The 1,982-nt window shown below is 62.7% G+C and carries 2 protein-coding genes; both read left to right on the top strand.

Annotated features, from left to right (window positions below):
* Window positions 1–118: 118 nt before the first annotated feature.
* Complete coding sequence (locus RMO81_RS00445) at window positions 119–1,036, top strand: SDR family oxidoreductase (protein ID WP_310473755.1); 918 nt, start codon at window positions 119–121, stop codon at window positions 1,034–1,036.
* An 88-nt stretch (window positions 1,037–1,124) separates the two neighbouring features.
* Window positions 1,125–1,982, top strand: an 858-nt coding sequence (locus RMO81_RS00440) for an MBL fold metallo-hydrolase (RefSeq protein WP_310473754.1), incomplete at its 3' end; no start/stop codon positions are given.

Here is a 1,982-nt window from a genome sequence, read left to right as displayed (position 1 = left end):
CGAGGCCGAACTGGCGGCGCTGGTCACCTATGAAACAATGGTGGGTGTCGCGCTGCCAACCGTCTGACATACTCCCCCCAATCGTCGCTTTGGCCGTCGAACCCCGGGGGAAAGAACAATGCAGGATTTTGCAGGCAGGATCGCCGTCATTACTGGCGGCGGCATGGGCATGGGGCGCGAACTGGCAAAGCAATTGGTGGCCGAAGGCTGCAGCGTTGCCCTGTGCGATATCGCGGAAGCGGCTTTGGCCGAAACCAAGGCGCAGTGCCTGGCCGGCGCACCGCAAGGCACGCGCGTTTCCACCTTCGTTGCCGATGTGTCGATCGAAGCGCAGATGAACGCCTGGGCCGAAACCGTGCGGGCCGAAATGGAAACCGATCGCATCCACCTGCTGTTTAACAATGCCGGCATCAGCGGCGGCGGCAGCTTTGTCGTCGGTTCCCGTGAAGCTTGGGAACGCACGTTCGCCATCAACTTCTATGGCGTGCTGCACGGTGTGCGCGCCTTCATGCCGCTGCTGAAGGCCGCCGATGCCGGCCACATCATCAACACCTCCAGCATCAACGGCTTCTGGGCCACGCTTGGCCCCGGCACCGTCCACACCGCCTACAGCGCGGCCAAATTCGCCGTGAAGGGCTTTACCGAAGCGTTGATGGCCGATCTGGCGGTCAACGCGCCGCACATCCACTGTTCGGTGGTGATGCCCGGCCATATCGGCACCGAAATCCTTGGCAATTCGCTGCGCATGAACGCCGGCCACGCCGACACGCGGGCGCTGATGCAACGGCAAGGCATGGACGTGAGCAACCTGACCGACGAACAGATCACCGAAGCCATGAACGCCAATTTCCGTGACACCGCCCCCACCACCGCCGCCCAGGCCGCCACCATCATCCTGGACGGCGTAAAGGCCGGCCGCTGGCGCCTGCTGATCGGTGAAGACGCCCAGCGCCTCGACGCCATGGTTCGCGCCGACCCGGAAAATGCCTACACCCCGGCCTTTTCCGAAGCCTTCTGGGGGCACGGGCGGGGGTAGGGTGGCACCTGCGGGCAGAGGCCCTGATCTCAGCGTTTGACGCCTCCTGCACCTCTGCTAGCCTCAGGCCAATTCGGGGGCTGACATCATGCGTTTTCCAATCCTGATCGCTGCATTGGCACTGGCGCTCACTGCCGCCGCACCGCCGCCTGCCCTCAAACCCGGCGAAATCCGGCTGACCTACCTCGGCAATGCCGGGTGGGAGATCACCGACGGCAAAAAGACCATCCTTGTCGATCCGTTCGTGACCCAATTCGCCCGCTGGGGCCCCGGCGCCAAAACCCCGACCCCCGACGAGCTTTACGCGCCCGATCTTGCGCTCATCGAAAAACACATCCCCCGCGCCGATTATATCCTGGTCACCCACGGCCATTCCGATCACGCGCTCGATGCCGGAACGGTGGCGAACAAGACCGGCGCCACCATCATCGGCCGCGAAACCACAGCCAACCTCGCCCGCGCCTATGCCGTGCCCGAAAAACAGCTGATCACCGTGATCGGCGGCGAGGATTATGATTTCGAGGATTTCTCCTTGAAGGTCATCCCCAGCATCCACAGCGCGCTTGATGACAAGCATTATTTCAACAACGGCCGCGGCATTACCGGCAATGCGCCATCCGGGCTCAAGGCACCGCTGCTTCGCAAGGATTTCGTCGAAGGCGGCAGCGTTGCCTATCTGCTGCGCCTTGGCGGCCATGAAATCCTCATCATGGGCTCGATGAACTTCATCGAACGCGAAATGGCCGGCCTCCACCCCGATATCGCGCTTGTTGGCTCAAATTCGCAGCGCCTCGAAATCCATCAGTTCACGCCCCGCCTGATGCGCGCCCTCAACTATCCCGCCGTCGTCTTGCCCACCCATGCCGACGCCTATGGCAACCCCAAGCCATCCGAAGCCATCACCAGCGACCAGAACCGTTTTGAAGCCGAAGTGAAGGCCGCATCG

Origin of the sequence: Sandarakinorhabdus sp. (genome assembly GCF_031422795.1) — a bacterium.
Taxonomy (GTDB): domain Bacteria; phylum Pseudomonadota; class Alphaproteobacteria; order Sphingomonadales; family Sphingomonadaceae; genus Sandarakinorhabdus.
Note: the sequence above shows the minus strand (reverse complement) of the source record. Positions and strands in the feature narration are given on the sequence as shown.

Coding starts and splice junctions, on each gene's coding strand:
- RMO81_RS00445 (WP_310473755.1), top strand. CDS start 119: ATGCAGGATTTTGCAGGCAGGATCGCCGTCATTACTGGCGGCGGCATG.